This window comes from Prauserella halophila (assembly GCF_024171895.1).
GTDB classification, from domain to species: Bacteria; Actinomycetota; Actinomycetes; order Mycobacteriales; family Pseudonocardiaceae; genus Prauserella; species Prauserella halophila.
In genome coordinates this window covers 1,015,624-1,030,678 of sequence record NZ_JAMTCQ010000009.1, presented here as the reverse complement: position 1 = coordinate 1,030,678, position 15,055 = coordinate 1,015,624, and the positions used below count along the sequence as shown (strand labels likewise).

Genomic DNA, 15,055 nt, shown 5'->3' with positions numbered 1-15,055 from the left:
CTCACGCTGAGGGCACAAAACGACGCTCCAAAAATCGAACGAGCAGAGGCATGACGAGCAAGCCGTAGGGTAACTCACAAGCAGGACCCCGCACGGCCACAACGGTGATCGGCTCGACATTCTTGTGCGGTTGCCCACGCATCGTGGCGGGTTCCTCGCTGCCCCGCCCCGCGCCCTGTCCGCGCCGTGGCGCCCTGTCCTCGGCACGGTCCGCCGACGATCGCCTACCGTGGAACGTCGTGACGTGGAGTGCTTACAGCAGCTATCTGGTACTGACCATCCTGGTCGTCATCGCACCCGGCCCGGACACCGTCGTGACGCTCAAGAACGCGTTCGCGGGCGGGCTCCGGGGCGGCTTGACGGCCACCTTCGGCATCGCGGTCGGCAACCTCGTGCAGGGCACGCTCGTCGCATTCGGACTCGGCACACTGATCGTCCAGTCGCAACCGCTGTTCACGGCGCTGCGCTGGGCCGGCGTCGCCTACCTCGCCTATCTGGGCATCCAGGCCCTGCGGTCGGCCTGGCGCGGCGACTACGCCGCGATGGACGCCCAAGGAGCCGACGTCAGCACGTTCCGCCGCTGGCGCGAAGGCTTCTTCTCCAACGTCACCAACCCCAAGGTGCTGGCGCTGTATCTGTCGGTGCTGCCGCAGTTCCTCGATCCGGTCACGAGCACGCCGCTGCACGCGCTCCTGCTCGCCTACACGGTGGCCGTGCTGGGCGCGCTGTGGCTGGTCCTGCTGCTGATGTTCGTGCACCGAGTCCGTGCCTGGCTGCAGCGGCGGAGGGTGCGCCGCGGACTCGACATCGCGACCGGCGGCACGCTCATCGGCTTCGGCGTATCCCTCGCGGCGGGCGGCTGACCCGGCCACGGCGCAGCTGCGACCGACCGTGCGGCGGCAGGGCGACGGCCGATCGTCAGTCGGCTTCCGGCCCCGGGGTGCCCACGCGATCGATCCGCGCGCCGAGGCGGTTGAGGTTCTCCACGAAGTTCGGGTATCCCCGGTCGATGTGGAAGACGTCCCACACCTCGGTGATGCCGTCGGCACACAGACCCGCCAGCACCAGGCCCGCGCCCGCACGGATGTCGGACGCCCACACCGGTGCGCTCGAGAGTTGCTCCACACCGCGGACGACGGCGTGGTGCCCGTCCGTTCGCGCGTCCGCACCGAGGCGCACCATCTCCTCGATGAACCGGAACCGCGCCTCGTAGACGTTCTCCGTGATCATCGAGGTGCCTTCGGACACCGACGACAGTGCGACCGCGAACGGCTGCAGATCGGTCGCGAATCCGGGGTACGGCAGCGTCACGAAGTCGACCGACTCCGGCCGCTCGGGCTGACGGACCCGGAAGCCCTTGCCGTCGTAGGTCGTCACCTCGGCGCCAGCCAGGCGCAGCTTCTCCAGAACCAGTTCGAGATGATGCGGGTCGACCCCGGTGACGGTCACGTCGCCACGGGTCATGGCAGCCGCGAACGCCCAGGTCGCGCCGACGATGCGGTCACCGATCACGCGGTGTTCGGTCGGCTTGAGCTCGGCAACGCCCTCGACGGTCAACGTCGACGTGCCCGCACCCTCGATCTTCGCGCCCATCTCGCCCAGCATCGCCGCGATGTCGGCGATCTCCGGCTCCCGCGCGGCGTTGTCGATCACGGTCGTTCCGTCGGCGAGAGCCGCCGCCATGAGGATGTTCTCGGTGGCGCCGACACTCGGAAAATCCAGCCAGATCTGCGCGCCGTGCAGGCCGTCCGCCTCGGCGACCACACAGCCGTGCTCGATCGAGCTCGTCGCACCGAGCTTGCGGAGGCCGTTCTGATGCATGTCCAGCGGCCGCGACCCGATCGCGTCCCCGCCCGGCAGCGCCACGACGGCCTTCTTCAGCTTGCCGACCAGCGGGCCCAGCACACAGACCGACGCGCGCAGCTTGCTCATCGCGCTCGACGAGGCCTCGTGCGACAGCTCGGCGGGAGTGGTGATGCGCACCACGTCGTCGTCGATCTCGACGTCGCAGCCGACGCTGCGCAGCACATCGGCCATCAGGGGGACGTCGAGGATCCGCGGGCAGTTCGTGATCGTGGTCGTGCCCTCGGCGAGCAGCGCCGCCGCCATCAGCTTCAGCACACTGTTCTTGGCTCCGACGACCTCGACCTCGCCGGTCAGGCGCGCTCCGCCGTGTACGTCGAAGTGCTCGCTCATGCGCACATCTTGCCCGCCGGATCCGCGCACTCTGCGCAGGGGCATGCTTACAGCAAGGGTGGTCACAATCCGGCCACGGTTGAAACGAACGATCTCGTTCCTGCGATGACCCATTCGCCGGCACCTGACGTAGCCTCGTCACATGTCTGTCCGGATCAACCGTGTGTACACCAAGGTCGGCGACACCGGCACCACCGCTCTCGGCGACGGTTCCCGGGTCGCCAAGACCGACCCCCGGCTCGGCGCCTACGCCGACGTCGACGAGGCGAACTCCGTCATCGGCGTCGCGATCGCCCTCGGCGACCTGTCCGACGAGCTCGCCGACGTGCTCCGCGGGGTGCAGAACGACCTGTTCGACGTCGGCGCGGACCTGTGCTCCCCCATCGCGGCCGACCCCGAGTACCCGCCGTTGCGCGTCACCGAGCCGTACCTCGAGCGACTGGAAGGCTGGTGCGACGAGTTCAACGAACGGCTCGGCAAGCTGACGTCGTTCATCCTGCCCGGCGGCACCTCGGGCGCAGCGCTGCTGCACCAGGCACGCACCGTCGCCCGGCGCGCGGAGCGGTCGGCGTGGGAGCTCGCCGAAGCGGATCCGGACCGCACCAACACCCTCGCGGTCAAGTACCTGAACCGCCTGTCGGACCTGCTGTTCATCCTCGCCCGCCTGGCCAACCCGGACGGCGATGTGCTGTGGCAGCCCGGCGGCGGCCGCTGAGCACGACCTCTGTACACGCTGAAGCCCCTGCCGGCGGCAGGGGCTTCAGTATCGTCACGGGGACGGCGTGTGATTCGGTCACGCCACGAATGCAGAACACGCGGGTCACGAGGCTCGGCGGATGCGCCTTCCCGGCGGTGCCGACTCGAGCCACGACAGGAATCCGGTGAGCGCATCGGGCCCCATGGCCATCTCGATGGGTTCGCCGCGGGCGGGCTGACAACGCAGCACGCTCGAACCCGACGGGACAGCATAGGACTCGGTGCCGATGGGTTCGCGCCGGTCCGCGATCTCCAGCCCTTCGCGGCCCAGCACCCGGTCCGGGCCGCTGCGCAGGCTCCACACGCGATACCACAGGAAGTGTTCGCCGTGATACCGCGCGATACCCAGGTGCCAGCCGGAGCGCTCGCGGTCCGGATCCCAGCGCAGCGCAACGCTCACGCCACCGCGGCGGCGCATCGCGACCCACCGCAGCCCGTACCAGAGGACGACGGCGAACAGCACCAGCAGCAGGGCGAAGACCACGATCATTGCGTTCACGGCCACCCGCCTCTGCTGGTCTCGCCTGTCAGACCGTCTGGCCGGCTGCGCGGAGTTTCGCGGTCGCTCTCTCGCGTTCGACCTCGTCGTCATCGGCGAGCGCAGCTCGCGCAGCCTCGACGTCGATCTCCTCGTCCAGTTCGGCCGTCTCGGCGAGCACGCTGACCCGCTCCGCCGTCACCGACAGGAAGCCGCCGTGTACTGCGGCCGTGATCGTGTCGCCGTCGGTCGTCGTCACCTTGACCACGCCGCCCTCGACCAGTTCACCGAGCGTCGGTTCGTGGCCCGGCATGACGCCGATCTCGCCTTCGGTGGTCTGCGCGACGACGAACGAGGCCTGGCCGGACCACAGCCGCCGTTCGACGGCGACCAGCTCGACGGACATCTCAGCCACGTGGGGTCTCCTTCTTCATCAGCGCTGGCGCCAGTGTAACCGCCACGCTGTCCTTGCCAGGGGGTGCGTACGGAAGCGACGGGACCGGGAGGGCCCGGCCCCGTCGCGCCGCGTGTGTCACTCGAACGTCAGCCGGTCACTTACCGGTGAGCTCGTGGTACTTCTTCTCGAGGTCCTCGAGGCCACCGATGCCCATGAACGCCTGTTCCGGGTAGTGGTCGAACTCGCCCTCGGCGATCTTGCCGAACGCCTCGACGGTCTCGGTCACCGGCACGGTCGAACCGGGCTGACCCGTGAAGACCTCGGCGACGAGCATGTTCTGCGAGAGGAAACGCTCGATCCGGCGAGCACGCTGCACCGTGAGCTTGTCCTCTTCGGACAGCTCGTCCATACCGAGAATCGCGATGATGTCCTGCAGCTCCTTGTACTTCTGCAGGATCCGGATGACCTCGGAAGCCACCCGGTAGTGCTCGTCACCGACGATCGCCGGGTCCAGAATCGTGGACGTCGACGCCAGCGGGTCGACCGCAGGGAAGATGCCCTTCTGGAACACGCCACGCGAGAGCTCGGTGGTGGCGTCGAGGTGGGCGAACGTGGCCGCCGGAGCCGGGTCGGTGTAGTCGTCCGCCGGCACGTAGACCGCCTGCATCGAGGTGATCGAACGGCCCTTGGTCGAGGTGATCCGCTCCTGCAGCACACCCATCTCGTCGGCCAGCGTCGGCTGGTAACCCACCGCCGACGGCATGCGGCCGAGCAGCGTCGAGACCTCCTGGCCCGCCTGCGTGAACCGGAAGATGTTGTCGACGAACAGCAGCACGTCCTGGTTTTGGACGTCGCGGAAGTACTCCGCCATCGTCAGCGCGGACAGCGCGACGCGCATACGGGTACCCGGCGGCTCGTCCATCTGGCCGAACACGAGGGCCGTGTTGTCGATGGTGCCGTCCTCGCTCAGCTCGAGGAACATGTCCGTGCCCTCGCGAGTGCGCTCACCGACACCGGCGAACACCGAGCTACCACCGAAGTTCTTGGCGATACGGGTGATCATTTCCTTGATCAGCACCGTCTTGCCCACACCGGCACCGCCGAACAGGCCGATCTTGCCACCCTGCACGTACGGGGTGAGCAGGTCGATGACCTTCAGACCGGTCTGCAGCACCTGCGTGCGGCCCTCGAGCTGGTCGAACGCAGGCGGGTTGCGGTGGATGGTCCAGTGCTCCATGTCGGAGCCGTAGCCGGGCTCGTCGAGGCACTCGCCCAGCGCGTTGTAGACGTGGCCCTTGACCTTGTCGCCGACCGGCACGGAGATCGCCGCACCCGTGTCGGTGACCGGTGCGCCACGGACGAGGCCGTCCTGCGGCGCCAGCGAGATCGCACGCACCATGTTGTCGCCCAGGTGCTGCGCGACCTCCAGGGTCACGGTCTTGCTGAGGGCGGCGAACTCGATGTCGACCTTGAGCGCGTTGTTGAGCTCGGGGATGTGGCCGCGTGGGAATTCCACGTCGACGACCGGACCGGTCACCGAGACGATGCGCCCCTTGACGGCAGCTTCAGTGCTAGTCATAGCTCAGTCATCACTTCCTACTGCGGCGAGCGCATCCACTCCGCCGACGATTTCGCTGATCTCCTGGGTGATCTGGGCCTGGCGGGCCTGGTTGGCCAGCCGGGTGTAGTTCTCCACCAGCTCACTCGCGTTGTCCGACGCCGCCTTCATCGCGTTGCGCTGGGCCGCCAGCTCGGACGCCGCCGATTCCAACAACGCCGCGAAGATCCGCGTGTTGATGTACTTCGGCAGCAGGGAGGCAAGCAGCGTCTCCGCGTTCGGCTCGAACTGGTACGACGGTGCGACCTCACCGCTTGCCGTGGCGCCTGCGTCGTCACCACCGGAGTACTCGACCTCCAGCGGTGCCATCCGCTTGGCCACCGGCGTCTGCGTCAGCATCGACCGGAACTCGGTGTAGACGATGTGGAGCTCGTCCACGCCCAGCACTCCATCCGGACCGGACTGCTCGCCGCCGTCGTCGCCGCCCGCGAGGAACGCGTCGACCAGGTGCTTGCCCACCTCGGCCGCGTTCTCGTAATGCGGCTGCTGGGAGAACCCGGTCCAGCTGTTCGCCAGCTCACGGTCGCGGAACGTGTAGTAGTTCACGCCCTTGCCGCCGATGACGTAGAGCTGCGGATCCTTGCCCTGTGACCGCAGGAGCGAGAGCAATTCCTCGGTGGCCCGCAGCACGTTGGCGTTGTAGCCACCGCACAGCCCCTTGTCACTGGTCACAACGAGCACGGCGACCCGCCGTACCGATTCGCGTTCGACCAGCAGCGGGTGATCGAGGTTCGGCGTCGCGCCCGCCAGCGAGGAGAGCACCTCGGTGATCTCCGTGGCGTACGGACGTGCGGCCTCGACCCTCGCCTGCGCCTTGCTGATGCGCGAGGTGGCGATGAGTTCCATCGCCTTGGTGATCTTGCCGATGTTCTTGGTGGACCGGATCTTCGACCGGAGCTCACGAAGCTGTGCCATGGCTACCGCCCACTACTTCTTCGGAGCCGGACGGTTCACCTTCACGGATTCCTGTCCGACCTTCTCGGCGTCCATCGCGTCGGCCTCCGCCTCGTTGAGCTGCTTGCCCTCCGAGGTGGTGAAGCCCTTCTTGAACTCTGCGGCAGCAGCAGCGACCTTCTCGGCCAGCTCGTCGTTCCACTGCCCCTTCTCGCGGATCTCGGTCAGGACGTCCGCGTGCTTGTGCCGCATGTTCTCGAGCAGCTCGGTGTTGAACCGCGCGGTGTCCTCGATCGGCACGTCGTCGAAGTGCCCGTTCGTCCCGAGGTACACCGTGACGACCTGCTGCTCGACCGGGACCGGCGAGTACTGCGACTGCTTGAGCAGCTCGTACAGGCGGACACCACGGTCCAGCTGAGCCTTCGAGGATTCGTCGAGGTCCGAGGCGAAGGCGGAGAACGCCTTCAGCTCTTCGTACTGCGACAGGTCGATCCGCAACGTACCGGCGACCTTCTTCATGGCCTTGGTCTGCGCGTCACCACCGACTCGCGACACCGAGGTCGTCGTGTCGACGGCGGGGCGCTGTCCCGAGTTGAACTTGTCCGACTGGAAGAAGCACTGCCCGTCGGTGATCGAGATGACGTTCGTCGGGATGTAGGCCGAGATGTCGTTGGCCTTCGTCTCGATGATCGGCAGACCCGTCAGCGAACCGCCGCCCAGCTCGTCCGAGAGCTTGGCGCACCGCTCGAGCAGACGCGAGTGCAAGTAGAAGACGTCGCCGGGGAACGCCTCACGGCCCGGCGGACGGCGCAGCAGCAGCGAGATCGCTCGGTAGGCCTCCGCCTGCTTGGTCAGGTCGTCGAAGACGATCAGGACGTGCTTGCCCTGGTACATCCAGTGCTGACCCAGCGCGGACCCGGAGTACGGCGCCAGCCACTTGAAGCCGGCCGGGTCGGAAGCCGGGGCGGCGACGATCGTCGTGTACTCCAGGGCGCCCGCGTCCTCGAGGGACTTGCGCACCCCGGCGATCGTCGAGCCCTTCTGGCCGATGGCGACGTAGATGCACCGGACCTGCTTGTCCGGGTCGCCGCTCTCCCAGTTGGCCTTCTGGTTGATGATGGTGTCGATGCAGACCGCGGTCTTACCGGTCTTACGGTCACCGATGATCAGCTGACGCTGGCCACGGCCGATCGGCGTCATCGAGTCGATGGCGGTGATCCCGGTGGCCAGCGGTTCGTCGACCGGCTGCCGCTCGACCACCGAAGCGGCCTGGAGCTCCAGGGCGCGACGTTCGTCCGACTCGATGTCACCGAGGCCGTCGATCGGAGCGCCGAGCGGGTCGATGACGCGACCGAGGAAGTTCTCGCCGACCGGCACCGACAGGATCCGCCCGGTGCGCTTGACCTCCTGGCCCTCTTCGATCTTCTCGAAGTCACCGAGGAGCACGACACCGATCTCGCGCGGCTCCAGGTTCTGCGCAACGCCGTACACGCCGCCGGGGAACTCCAGCAGCTCGTTGGCCATGGTCGACGGCAGGCCCTCGACGTGGGCGACACCGTCACCGGTGTCGACGACGACGCCGACCTCTTCCCGGCTTACCTCCGGGGAGTAACTCGAGACGTAGTTCTCGATCGCACTGCGGATCTCATCCGAGGAGATCGTCAGCTCCGTCATGTCGTTCCCGCTCTCACTTCGTGTCTTGCCACTGTGCAAAGTTTGTGTTGCGCGCGCCGTCAGCTCGCGAGCTGCCTGCGCAACGCCTCGATCCGCCCTGCCACGCTGCCGTCGATGACCTCGTCACCGACCCGGATGACAAGCCCGGCACCGACCTTGTCATCGACCTCGACGTGCAGGGCCAGTCGGCGCCCGTAGATCTGCTCGAGCCGTGTGGCCAGCTGGTCACGCTGGCCCTCTGTCAGCCCGGTGGCGCTCTTGACGTACGCGACCGACTTCGAGCGATACGCCGCGGCTTGTTCGACGAGCGCGTCGATACCGACCGCCACGCCACGTCCGCGTGGACGTGCCACGACCTGTTCGGCCAGCACGAGCGTGACCGCGTCGACCTTCTCGCCGAGCAGGCCGCGCAACAGCGACCGTCGTTCGGAGGCGGGGCGGACCCGGTCGGCCAGTACCCGCTCGAGTTCCGGCTCCCTCTCGACGATACGGGCGAGCTGGAACAGCTCCGCCTCTACCGTGGCGAGTTTGCCGGCCTTGTCGGCGCTGACCAGCAGCGCCTTGCGGGCGACGGTCTCCAGGCCGTCCAGCAGCTCACGCGGGCTGGACCAGCGGCTGCCCACAGCGGTGTCGAGCACGCCGAGGGCGGGTTCCGACACCTTGCCTTGCAGCAACGACCTGACGAGCCGCTTGCGGGCCTCGGGGTCGGACGAGCCGTCGCCGACGGACCGCCGCAACCCCACCTCCTTGGTGAGCAGTTCCACCACGGAGAGCAGCTCTTCCCCGACGGCGGACGGGTTCGTGCCCGCGTCGCCGAGCACCTCGTCGAGACGGGTCTCGGCGAAGCCAAGAGCGTCCCGGCTCGCAGCATGCAGCGTCATGTGCGCCTACTCCTAGTTCCTGGCTCCGGCGCCATCGGCACCGGCGTCGAGTTCGGTGAGGAACCGGTCGACGGTGCCGCGCCTGCGGGCTTCGTCCTCCAGCGACTCACCGACGATCCGGCTGGCCAACGCCACCGAGTTCCGGCCGAGGTCGGCACGCAGTTCAGCGACGAGCTGCGCACGCTGCTGCTGCAGCTGCGCCTCGCCCTGAGCAACGATCCGGCCGGCCTCCTGCTCAGCCTCGGCACGCAGTTCCGCCTTGATCGTCTCGGCCTCGAGCCGTGCGTCATCACGGATCTTGGCGGCCTCGGTCCGTGCCTCGGCCAGCTGCGCCTTGTACTGCTCCAGCGCCTGCTCGGCCTCGGCCTGAGCCTTCTCCGCCTTCTCGATGCCGCCTTCGATCTTCGCGGTCCGCTCCTCGTACAGCTTCTCGAAGCGCGGCACCACGAACTTGCGCAGCACCCACAGCAGAAGCAGGAACGCGATCAGACCGATGATGATCTCGGCAACGTGCGGCATCACCGGGTTGTACTCTTCAGCCGCCAGAATCATCGTCGTCTCCACTTCGTCCTGTCATTACCGGCGTCGGCGTTGCCGACGTCAGGCGAGGAAGAAGAGAACGAAGCCCAGCAGCGCCAGAACCTCGACCAGGGCGAAGGTGGTGAAGCCGATGTTCATCAGCTTGCCCTGGGCCTCCGGCTGGCGGGCGGTGCCGCTGATGACGGAGGAGAAGATCATACCGACGCCGATACCACCACCGATGGCACCGAGGCCGTAGCCGACAACGGCGAGGCCCGAGTTGATGCTGGTCTCAGCGGCCTGCTGGGCGAGAACAATGGAGCTCACGTGTTTTCCCTTTCCAACTTCGTCCGTGTTCGGTAACGGATGTCTTGTCTGTGGGTTCGGACGGACGTCGTCGCTCGCGCGTGAGCCGTCCGGGATCTGAGGGTCGGTGCGGTAGTTCTAGTGGTCTTCGGCCAGTGCCGCGCCGATGTAGTTGGCCGACAGCAACGCGAAGATGAAGGCCTGGATCGACATGATCAGGACCTCGATGAACGTCATCGCGATCGCTCCGCCGAACGAGAAGACGGAGAAGATCTTCGTGATGCCGTCACCGTGGAGCAGCAAGAACTCCGCCGAGATGCCGAACAGCATGATCAGCAGGTGTCCCGCGAACATCGCCGCAAAAACTCGGATCGCGAGCGTCAGCGGGTTCATGATGAACTTCGTGAAGAACTCGATCGGTGTCAGCAGGAGATATACGGCCTTCGGCGCGCCCGGCGGAACCAGTTGGTTCTTCAGGTAGCCGCCGAGACCGTGCCGGCGGATGCCCGCGTAGTGGTACACGGGGTAGACCACCAGCACCGACAGTGCGAGCGGGAAGCCGATGTGCGACATCGTCGGGAACTGCAGGATCGGAATGATCCCGAACAGGTTGTTCACGAGGACGAAGCTGAACAGACCCAGAATCAGAGGCAAAAAGCGCAGGAAGTCCCTGGAACCGATCTGCTCACGGGCGATGTTGTTACGCCCGAAGTCGTAGAACGACTCGACGAGGAACTGTCCCTTGCCAGGCACGACGCTCAGCTTCCTGCTCGAGAGCAGGAAGAACCCGATGATCAGGACCACCGACAGCACAATCAGCAGTATGGGTTTGGTGACCCAGCCGAAAATCGGAGGCAGATTAAACGCCTCGGCCGTCGGCGGCGTGAATTCGTCACCCGCGGCTAGTACCAGCGCGCCCAACTGGGCTCCTTCCGGTTCTCCCGGCCGGCGTTCACTCCGCCGGGGGAATCGATGCAACCTGGGCATAACGTACCGGATCGAGATCCAGTGCTATGCGGGGCATCCCTCTACGTGAAGCAAGGGCAACCTTGCCGGGGACGCTATCAGCCCGGTTGCAGCCGTAGCCGTACGGGCATACTTCTAAGCAATGAAATGCCGGTCGACCTGGAACTACGCCACGTCGTAATGCATTAGTGAAACGATTCAGTCGCGTTTCCCGGATCGCGTGTGCGCTGGGCCTTGAGCTGGGCCCCTCGCAGCGTCGGCTGTGCCGGAAATGTCAGCAGCGTCACGTTCGGTGGAGGCGCCTCCGCCCGGTCCACGAGCTTCGGCGCCGGCCGTACCGGCGCGAACGCCCTGCGCACCCTCCGTCTCGCCGTTACCCGTCTCGCCGCCGCCCGGTTCGGACTCCTCCGGCGCGAACCCTTCCGACCCGGCCCCGTCCGCCGGCTCCGGCTCCGGCTCCGGCTCCGGCTCCGACGGTGGAATCACCAGCGTCGGTGTCTTCGTCCGCTGGAACGCGACGACCTCCCCCGCAGCCCACGCGACCACGACCACCAGCATCCCGAACGCCAGTGCCGGCCTGCTGAACCCGTCGACGTCGCGCAGCAACAACATGACCACCAGCAGCGCGGTCATCTTCAGCGCATACCCGCCGAGGGCGAAGCCCAGCAGCGAGTTCGGACCGCGCGATGCAGCCAGCCGCATCATCGTGATCGTCACCAGGGCGGAGCCCTGACCGAGCACAATGCCGACGCCGCCGCCCACGAGTCCGTCGGCGCCCGCGGCCAGCACAGCGACGCCCAACGTGAGCAGGCTCAGCGGGAGCGAGATCCGCAGGCCCCAGCTGAGCATCGCGTCGGCCAGGCGGTGCACCGACCGCGCGTGCTCGGCGCGAACCACGGCGTCCGCGTCGGCCGGGGTCTCGGACTCGGTCTCGGCATTCATCAGGGGGCTTTCGGATCGTGGACGGACGGTGGGCGCGAGGTGGCGGCGGGCCCGTCACGACCGTGACGAGGGCCCTTCGCGCTGTCGTTTCAGTCTAGGGACTCCGGACACGATCATCGCGAGCAGTAGGCCTGCGCAGGTCAGCCAGAACACCACGCCGGTGTCGAAGAGCGTGACGGCCACGGCCCCGAACGCGAGCAACCCCGCCCACAGGTAGATGAGCAGCACGGCGCGCCGTTGCGAGTGGCCGATCTCCAGCAGGCGGTGGTGCAGGTGCATCTTGTCGGCCGCGAACGGGCTCTCCCCGCGGCGGGTCCGCCGCACGACGGCCATCACGAGGTCGAGCAGCGGCAGGAACAGCACCGCCGCGACGACGAACAGCGGCGAGAGCAGCGCGACGACGTCGGTCGCGTCGAACGACGTGTAGTCGATCTTCCCGGACGCCGACGTGCTGGCCGCGGCGAGCATGAGCCCGATCATCATCGACCCGGAATCGCCCATGAAGATCTTCGCGGGCTGGAAGTTGTGCGGCAGGAAGCCCAGACACGCGCCGGCGAGCGTCGCCGCGATCAGCGCGGGCGGGTACGTGCCGACGTCGCCGCCGGACGAGGCCAGCAGGCCGAGCGAGAACGCGCACGTGGCCGCGGCTGCGATGAGCCCGAGGCCGCCGGCCAGCCCGTCGAGGCCGTCGACGAAGTTCATCGCATTGACCATCACCACGACGAGCAGCACCGCCAGCAGCCCGCCCTGATTGCGGTCCAGGATCAGCACCTGGCCGAGGGCCTCGCCCTCCCCGCCCCACGGCACCCAGAACGAGACCCACTGCAGGCCGAACAGCACCAGAATGCCGGCGCACATGACCTGACCCGCGAGTTTGGTCCAGGCGTCGAGTTCGAACCGGTCGTCGAGCGCGCCGATGAGCACGATCACCGCACCGCCGAGGAGCACGGCCACCGGGTCGTAGGAGTACTCGAACGCGCGGCGCAGCACGGGCAGCTGATGCGCCAGCGCCATCCCGCCGACGACGCCGAAGTACATCGCGAGCCCGCCCATGCGCGGAATGGGCACCACGTGCACGTCGCGCTGTCGCGGCACGGCGACGGCCCCGGTCTTCATCGCGAACTTCCGAACCAGCGCCGTGAGCAGGAACGTCACGGCCGCGGACACGAGCGCGACCAGGATGTACTCGCGGATGGGCAGGCCCGCCGTGGGAGTCACGGGCGTTCCGTCCCGGCCAGTCGGTGGGAGGTCACGGCGGGTAACGCTATCGCCATCGCGACGACGTCACTCCCGCGGGCCGAGTTCGACGCCCAATGCCTCCGACACGGCGTCGGCGGAGACGGCGCCTTCCCGCAGCAGAACGGGTGCCGAGCCGGTGAGGTCGACGATCGTCGAGGGCACCGACTCACCGATGGGGCCGCCGTCGAGATACACCGACACCGACTCGCCCAGCTGCTCCTGCGCCTCGTGTGCGTCCGCCGCAACGGGCTTACCGGAGACGTTGGCGCTCGAGACGGCCATGGGACCGACGTCGCGGAGCAGCTCGAGCGCCACCGGATGCAGCGGCATGCGCAGCATCACCGTGCCGCGGGTGGTGCCGAGGTCCCAGTTCAGGCTCGGCGCATGCGGCAGCACGATCGACAGATCACCCGGCCAGAACGCCTCGATGAGGGCGCGCGCCTGCTGCGGCACACCGAGCACGAGCCCGTCCACGGTGGTCCACGAACCGACGAGCACCCCGACCGGCATGTCCGGCCCGCGGTGCTTGGCCTGCAGGAGTGCACGCACGGCGGCCGAATCGAAGGCGTCCGCACCGATGCCGTACACGGTGTCGGTGGGCAGCACCACGAGCCGCCCCGAGCGGACCGAGGCCGCGGCAGCCTTGAGACCGTCGGTACGGGAGTCCGGGTCGTTGCAGTCGTAGACCACGCTCATGACCGGCAGCTTAAACCCGCCGAGGTCGGCCACTCGCAGTGGCGGGCGACTGCACTTCGCCTCGGCGCCGATCGCGTCGTGACTGGGGGATGTATGGGCATCGTGTCGGATCACGACCCGCGGGATGCGGTCGGCAGGAGCCGGCGCAACGACCGGACGGGGTTCGGCACCTGTGTGGCGGCCGTACTGTTGTGGACGGTCGGCCTGGCCGCGGTTCTCGCCGTGTGGGGCATGGCCCACGCCGGTTCGCTCGAAGGCGGAGCCGCAGCGCTCATGCTCTTCGGCGTGTTCTACGGGATCCCGCTGCTGGGCGCTGCAATCGTCACCACGGTCGCGACCTGGGCGGCCATGCGCAGGGAGAAGCACGACTTCTGGAAGGTGGCTGCTGTCGCGCTGCCGATCTACTTCCTCGCAGCGGCGGTCGCCACCGCGGTGTTCATCAACGTTCTGGACTAGACGCTCACAGCCGCCGGGTGACACTCACGAGCGCGAGCCACGCAGCACCTCGGTCGCGCTGCACCTCGGCCGCCCGGTGTCCCGGCCCCGCGGCACCTCTACCCGTGCTGCACCTCTACCCACGCAGCGCGGTGGCGAAGCGGGCGCGGCCCGCGAGGTCCTGGTGGTCGGCCACGTCGGAGAGCACCTTGCGGGCCCGCAGCAGTTCCGGAACCGCACCGCCGTGGGTGTCGTCGTGCTCCATGGCCACGCCGCCGCCGGGCTTGAGCAGTCGTGCGGCCATGCCGACGACGTGCCGGATGACGGCGAGCCCTCCCCCGGGCGCGAACACGGCCTGCGGCGGATCGTGGTCGGCGACCTCCCGCGCGACGTTCGTGCCTTCGGGCACGTACGGCGGGTTGCACAGCACCAGGTCGACGAGACCGTCGAGCTCGGCGAACACCGTCGGGTCGGTGACGTCGCCGGAGTACAGCCGGACCGGGGTGTCGCCGGCGTCGGCGCGCGCGTCCGCGTTGTGCCGCGCCCAGGCCAGCGCGGTGGGATCGTTGTCCACGGCGTAGACCACCGCGTCCGGGCGGGCGTGGGCCACCGCGAGTGCGAGCGCACCCGAACCCGTGCACAGGTCGACGACCACGGGGTATTCCCGCCCCTTGAGCAGCTTCAGCCCCCATTCCAGGAGCAGATCGGTCTCCGGGCGCGGCACGAACACCCCGGCGCCGACGTCGACGGTGATGTCGCCGAGCGCGGCCCATCCGGTGAGGTGCTGCAGCGGCACCCGTTTGGCGCGCTGCTCGACGACCCGGCGCATCGATTCGACGACCGGCGGATCGACCAGCGGCGTCAGCGGGAGCCGACCGCGGTCGATCCCCAGCACGTGGGCCGCGATGAGCTCCGCGTCGCTGCGCGGCGAGGCCACACCGGCCTGTTCGAGGATGCGCGTCGCCTCCAGGATCGCCAGGCGGAGAGGCTGTCTGTTCACCCTTCTACCCTGGCATATTGATCAGCTCCCGGGCGGGACGTACCCCGCGAGCACGGCC

At 68.0% G+C, this 15,055-nt stretch carries 17 protein-coding genes; 3 read left to right on the top strand and 14 right to left on the bottom strand.

The genetic code is table 11. The features are described from left to right. Positions 1–239: 239 nt before the first annotated feature. A complete protein-coding gene (locus tag LY41_RS10965; RefSeq protein WP_253863765.1) occupies positions 240–863 on the top strand; it encodes a LysE family translocator in 624 nt (207 codons plus the stop codon). A 55-nt stretch (positions 864–918) separates the two neighbouring features. Here LY41_RS10965 and murA read toward each other — a convergent pair whose 3' ends face one another. Beyond that, on the bottom strand, positions 919–2,196 hold the full coding sequence (gene murA, locus LY41_RS10960; protein WP_253863764.1) for a UDP-N-acetylglucosamine 1-carboxyvinyltransferase: 1,278 nt from the start codon (positions 2,194–2,196) through the stop codon (positions 919–921). 142 nt (positions 2,197–2,338) lie between these two features. On the opposite strand from murA, the gene LY41_RS10955 reads away from it, so the two are divergent. Then, positions 2,339–2,911 (top strand): cob(I)yrinic acid a,c-diamide adenosyltransferase, encoded by a 573-nt coding sequence (locus LY41_RS10955; RefSeq protein WP_253863763.1) that lies wholly within the window; start codon positions 2,339–2,341, stop codon positions 2,909–2,911. Positions 2,912–3,016: 105 nt separating this feature from the next. Here LY41_RS10955 and LY41_RS10950 read toward each other — a convergent pair whose 3' ends face one another. The 12 genes from LY41_RS10950 to LY41_RS10895 form a co-directional block, all read right to left on the bottom strand. Then, complete coding sequence (locus LY41_RS10950; protein WP_301297005.1) at positions 3,017–3,442, bottom strand: DUF2550 domain-containing protein; 426 nt, start codon at positions 3,440–3,442, stop codon at positions 3,017–3,019. Positions 3,443–3,479: 37 nt separating this feature from the next. Then, positions 3,480–3,845, bottom strand: coding sequence for a F0F1 ATP synthase subunit epsilon (locus LY41_RS10945; protein ID WP_253863761.1), 366 nt, complete (start codon positions 3,843–3,845; stop codon positions 3,480–3,482). A gap of 136 nt (positions 3,846–3,981) precedes the next feature. Next, entirely contained in the window at positions 3,982–5,406 is a 1,425-nt protein-coding gene (gene atpD, locus LY41_RS10940; RefSeq protein ID WP_253863760.1) for a F0F1 ATP synthase subunit beta, read from the bottom strand. Between the two features lie 3 nt (positions 5,407–5,409). Further along, the gene (locus LY41_RS10935) at positions 5,410–6,360 is read right to left on the bottom strand and encodes a F0F1 ATP synthase subunit gamma (protein ID WP_253863759.1); all 951 of its coding nucleotides are present in this window, start codon (positions 6,358–6,360) and stop codon (positions 5,410–5,412) included. Positions 6,361–6,372: 12 nt separating this feature from the next. Then, positions 6,373–8,013, bottom strand: a complete 1,641-nt coding sequence (gene atpA, locus LY41_RS10930) for a F0F1 ATP synthase subunit alpha (protein ID WP_253863758.1) — start codon at positions 8,011–8,013, stop codon at positions 6,373–6,375. 59 nt (positions 8,014–8,072) lie between these two features. Then, positions 8,073–8,894: a F0F1 ATP synthase subunit delta gene (locus LY41_RS10925; protein ID WP_253863757.1), complete on the bottom strand. Its 822-nt coding sequence runs from the start codon at positions 8,892–8,894 to the stop codon at positions 8,073–8,075. A 12-nt stretch (positions 8,895–8,906) separates the two neighbouring features. Next, the gene (locus tag LY41_RS10920; protein ID WP_253863756.1) at positions 8,907–9,446 is read right to left on the bottom strand and encodes a F0F1 ATP synthase subunit B; all 540 of its coding nucleotides are present in this window, start codon (positions 9,444–9,446) and stop codon (positions 8,907–8,909) included. A 48-nt stretch (positions 9,447–9,494) separates the two neighbouring features. After that, entirely contained in the window at positions 9,495–9,731 is a 237-nt protein-coding gene (locus LY41_RS10915; protein WP_308216334.1) for an ATP synthase subunit C-like protein, read from the bottom strand. A gap of 126 nt (positions 9,732–9,857) precedes the next feature. Further along, positions 9,858–10,640 (bottom strand): F0F1 ATP synthase subunit A, encoded by a 783-nt coding sequence (gene atpB, locus LY41_RS10910; protein ID WP_253863755.1) that lies wholly within the window; start codon positions 10,638–10,640, stop codon positions 9,858–9,860. 243 nt (positions 10,641–10,883) lie between these two features. Further along, positions 10,884–11,627, bottom strand: a complete 744-nt coding sequence (locus tag LY41_RS24060; RefSeq protein ID WP_372493189.1) for a Cg1360 family ATP-synthase-associated protein — start codon at positions 11,625–11,627, stop codon at positions 10,884–10,886. 54 nt (positions 11,628–11,681) lie between these two features. Then, positions 11,682–12,845: a glycosyltransferase family 4 protein gene (locus tag LY41_RS10900; RefSeq protein ID WP_253863754.1), complete on the bottom strand. Its 1,164-nt coding sequence runs from the start codon at positions 12,843–12,845 to the stop codon at positions 11,682–11,684. A 66-nt stretch (positions 12,846–12,911) separates the two neighbouring features. Further along, positions 12,912–13,562, bottom strand: coding sequence for an L-threonylcarbamoyladenylate synthase (locus LY41_RS10895; RefSeq protein ID WP_253863753.1), 651 nt, complete (start codon positions 13,560–13,562; stop codon positions 12,912–12,914). A gap of 93 nt (positions 13,563–13,655) precedes the next feature. Here LY41_RS10895 and LY41_RS10890 point away from each other — a divergent pair, with 93 nt between their 5' ends. Further along, complete coding sequence (locus tag LY41_RS10890) at positions 13,656–14,018, top strand: hypothetical protein (RefSeq protein ID WP_253863752.1); 363 nt, start codon at positions 13,656–13,658, stop codon at positions 14,016–14,018. Positions 14,019–14,133: 115 nt separating this feature from the next. Here LY41_RS10890 and prmC read toward each other — a convergent pair whose 3' ends face one another. Further along, complete coding sequence (gene prmC / locus LY41_RS10885; protein WP_253863751.1) at positions 14,134–14,997, bottom strand: peptide chain release factor N(5)-glutamine methyltransferase; 864 nt, start codon at positions 14,995–14,997, stop codon at positions 14,134–14,136. Positions 14,998–15,055 lie beyond the last annotated feature (58 nt).

What these genes read in the sequence shown, in the direction of transcription:
- LY41_RS10950 (WP_301297005.1), bottom strand. Translation starts at nt 3,442, where the DNA reads ATGATCGTGGTCTTCGCCCTGCTGCTGGTGCTGTTCGCCGTCGTCCTC.
- murA (WP_253863764.1), bottom strand. Translation starts at nt 2,196, where the DNA reads ATGAGCGAGCACTTCGACGTACACGGCGGAGCGCGCCTGACCGGCGAG.
- LY41_RS10925 (WP_253863757.1), bottom strand. Translation starts at nt 8,894, where the DNA reads ATGACGCTGCATGCTGCGAGCCGGGACGCTCTTGGCTTCGCCGAGACC.
- atpA (WP_253863758.1), bottom strand. Translation starts at nt 8,013, where the DNA reads ATGACGGAGCTGACGATCTCCTCGGATGAGATCCGCAGTGCGATCGAG.
- LY41_RS24060 (WP_372493189.1), bottom strand. Translation starts at nt 11,627, where the DNA reads ATGAATGCCGAGACCGAGTCCGAGACCCCGGCCGACGCGGACGCCGTG.
- atpD (WP_253863760.1), bottom strand. Translation starts at nt 5,406, where the DNA reads ATGACTAGCACTGAAGCTGCCGTCAAGGGGCGCATCGTCTCGGTGACC.
- LY41_RS10920 (WP_253863756.1), bottom strand. Translation starts at nt 9,446, where the DNA reads ATGATTCTGGCGGCTGAAGAGTACAACCCGGTGATGCCGCACGTTGCC.
- LY41_RS10955 (WP_253863763.1), top strand. Translation starts at nt 2,339, where the DNA reads ATGTCTGTCCGGATCAACCGTGTGTACACCAAGGTCGGCGACACCGGC.
- LY41_RS10895 (WP_253863753.1), bottom strand. Translation starts at nt 13,562, where the DNA reads ATGAGCGTGGTCTACGACTGCAACGACCCGGACTCCCGTACCGACGGT.
- LY41_RS10890 (WP_253863752.1), top strand. Translation starts at nt 13,656, where the DNA reads ATGGGCATCGTGTCGGATCACGACCCGCGGGATGCGGTCGGCAGGAGC.
- LY41_RS10935 (WP_253863759.1), bottom strand. Translation starts at nt 6,360, where the DNA reads ATGGCACAGCTTCGTGAGCTCCGGTCGAAGATCCGGTCCACCAAGAAC.